Raw genomic sequence first — 3,199 nt, 5'->3', positions numbered from 1 at the left:
GGCTCGCACCTCTGCGAGCGCCTGCTCGACCAGGGCCACGAGGTGCTCTGCGTCGACAACTTCTACACCGGCGCCCGGCGCAACGTCGCCCACCTGCTGGCCAACACCAATTTCGAGCTGATGCGCCACGACGTGACCTTCCCGCTGTTCGTGGAGGTCGACGAGATCTACAACCTGGCCTGTCCGGCCAGCCCGATCCACTACCAGTACGACCCGGTGCAGACGACCAAGACGTCCGTCCACGGCGCGATCAACATGCTGGGGCTGGCCAAGCGGCGGAAGGCGAAGATCTTCCAGGCCTCGACCAGCGAGGTCTACGGCGACCCCACGGTCCATCCGCAGCCGGAGGAATACTGGGGCAACGTCAATCCGATCGGCTTCCGCTCCTGCTACGACGAGGGCAAGCGTTGCGCCGAGACGCTGTTCTTCGACTACTGGCGCCAGCACCGGCTGCGCATCAAGGTGGCGCGGATCTTCAACACCTACGGCCCGCGGATGCATCCGAACGACGGGCGGGTGGTCTCCAACTTCATCGTCCAGGCGCTGAGGGGCGAGCCGATCACCCTCTACGGCGAGGGGATGCAGACGCGGTCGTTCTGCTTCGTCGACGACCTCGTCGAGGGCTTCCTGCGCCTAATGGCCACCGGCGACGAGGTCACCGGGCCGATCAACCTCGGCAATCCCGGCGAGTTCACCATCCGCGCGCTGGCCGAGAAGGTGGTCGAGCTGACCGGTTCGAGCTCGAAGATCGAGTACCGGCCGCTGCCGCAGGACGATCCCCAGCAGCGCCAGCCGAACATCGACAGGGCCAAGGCGGTCCTCGGCTGGGAGCCGACCGTGCACCTGGAAGAGGGCCTGCGCCGGACGATCGCCTATTTCGACGAGCTGCTGCGGCACGACGCGGCCTGAACGCCACGCACTGACGTCCACGTCAAAAAACGTCGTTCCACCCATTGCCGCGCAACCCCAAGGGGCGCAACCTCCGCGTACAAAGACAACGGGGAGGTTGATTCTTGCGTACGATCCTGATCGTTGCGGGCCTTACGGCGTGCCTCGGACTGGCCGCCTGCGAGCAGTCGAAGAGCCAGGCGACGGAGACGGCCGCGCCGGCGCCCAAGAAGTCGCTCTCGCGGCCGGCGCCGCTCTACGCCGGCGAGGCGGTGATCCTCTCGGTGGACGCCGGCAGCGTCGAGCGCGGCAAGGCCGACGGCGCCCTGAAGCTGAAGGCGAGCGGCAAGACCGAGACCGCCGGCTTCTATAACCTGTCGTTCTCGCCGCGGATCAACGCCGCTCCGCCGCCGGACGGCATCTACGACGTCGACATCGTCGGCTACACCCCGCAAAGCCCGGCCGCCCAGGTGGTGACCCCGGTCGAGGCCAAGGGCGAGTGGGCCAACTATCCGAAGGACCACCTGAAGGGCGTCCGCTTCAACGCCAGGACCAACGCGGTCGTGGCCATGCTGCCGACGGGGTGAAACTCCTCCCAGCTTAATGCGCCGTCGGCGTGTTCCAGCTGCGGGCGGCGAGGGGGCGGGCGTCGCCGCCGCTTTCCTTGGCGGCGGCGCCGTCGCCGATGGGCTCCAGGGCTGCGGCCATGGCCTCGTCCACGGTCTCCAGCCAGATGAACTCCAGCTTCTGGCGCGTCTCCTCGGGGATGTCGTCGAAGTCGCGGCGGTTGCGGGCGGGCAGCATCACCCGGGCCAGCCCCGCGGCCTCGGCGGCCAGCACCTTTTCCTTGATCCCGCCCACCGGAAGCACCAGGCCGCGCAGGCTGATCTCGCCGGTCATGGCGGTGTCGCTGCGCACGTTGCGGTCGGTGAGCAGGGAGGCGAGGGCGGTGAACATCGCCACGCCTGCGGACGGGCCGTCCTTGGGCGTGGCGCCCGCCGGCACGTGGACGTGGATGTCCTGCTTCTCGAACATCTCCGGCGCAAGCCCCAGCGCGCCCGCGCGGCTCTTCACCAGGCTCATGGCCGCCTGGGCGCTCTCGCGCATCACCTCGCCCAGCTGGCCGGTGAGGATCAGCGCGCCGCGCCCCGGAACGCGGGTCGCCTCGATGAACAGGATGTCGCCGCCGACCGGAGTCCAGGCCAGCCCGGTGGCCACGCCCGGCACGCTGGTGCGCATGGCGATCTCGTTCTCGAAGCGCGCGGGCCCGAGGATGGTCGCGGCCTCGGCCGGGCCGATGCGGATCGGGCCGCTCTCGCCGGCGGCCACCCGCACCGCGGCGTTGCGCAGGAGCCGGCCGATCTCGCGCTCCAGCCAGCGGACTCCCGCCTCGCGGGTGTAGTCGGTGATCACCCGCAGGATCGCCGCATCGTCCAGCTCGACCTGCGCGGGCTTCAGGCCGTTGGCCTCGAGCTGCTTGCGCACGAGATAGCGCTTGGCGATCTCCAGTTTCTCGCGGGTCGTGTAGCCGGCGAGCTGGATGATCTCCATCCGGTCGCGCAAGGGGCCGGGGACGCCGTCCAGCATGTTGGCGGTGGCGATGAACACCACCCGGCTCAGGTCGTAGGGCACGGCCAGGTAGTTGTCGCGGAAAGTCGCGTTCTGCTCGGGGTCGAGGACCTCCAGCATCGCCGCGGACGGGTCGCCGTGGACGCCGGCGCCCATCTTGTCGATCTCGTCCAGCATCATCACGCAGTCGCGGCTGCCGGCCTTGCGGATGGCCTGGATGATGTCGCCGGGCAGGGCGCCGACATAGGTCCGCCGATGGCCGCGGATCTCGGCCTCGTCGTGCACCCCGCCGAGGCTCACGCGGACGAACTTGCGCTGCATGGCGCGGGCGATCGACTGGCCGAGCGAGGTCTTGCCGACGCCGGGCGGGCCCACGAAGCAGAGGATCGGCGCCTTGCCCTCCGGCGCCAGCTTGCGCACCGCCAGGTACTCGACGATCCGCTGCTTGATCTTGTCCAGGCCGTAGTGGTCGGCGTCGAGGATCCTGCGCGCGTCCTCGATGTCGATCGGCGCGGGCTCGGGCAAGGTCCAGGGAAGCTCCGTCAACCACTCCAGATAGCCGCGGATCATGCCGTACTCGGCGCTGGCGTCAGGGGTGCGTTCCAGCCGGCGCAGCTCCTTGCGCGCCTGGGCGTCCACCTCCTCGGGCATGCCGGCCGCGTCGATCGCCGCCTTGAGTTCGTCGAGGTCGGCGCCCTCCTTGTCCTCGCCCAGCTCGCGCTGGATGGCGGCCATCTGCTCG

The 3,199-nt window shown here is 69.5% G+C and carries 3 protein-coding genes; 2 read left to right on the top strand and 1 reads right to left on the bottom strand.

Annotated elements, in window-relative coordinates; all coding sequences use genetic code 11:
* Positions 1–909: UDP-glucuronic acid decarboxylase family protein (locus VJS38_RS18555; RefSeq protein WP_324089635.1), on the top strand; the 909-nt coding region annotated here is incomplete at its 5' end.
* Between the two features lie 104 nt (positions 910–1,013).
* Positions 1,014–1,475 (top strand): hypothetical protein, encoded by a 462-nt coding sequence (locus tag VJS38_RS18550; protein ID WP_324089634.1) that lies wholly within the window; start codon positions 1,014–1,016, stop codon positions 1,473–1,475.
* A 13-nt stretch (positions 1,476–1,488) separates the two neighbouring features.
* Here VJS38_RS18550 and lon read toward each other — a convergent pair.
* The coding region (lon, locus tag VJS38_RS18545; RefSeq protein ID WP_324089633.1) for an endopeptidase La at positions 1,489–3,199 on the bottom strand (1,711 nt) is incomplete at its 5' end.

The organism is Phenylobacterium sp., from assembly GCF_035276905.1.
GTDB lineage: Bacteria > Pseudomonadota > Alphaproteobacteria > Caulobacterales > Caulobacteraceae > Phenylobacterium.
This window is presented reverse-complemented; position numbering and strand designations above follow the sequence as displayed.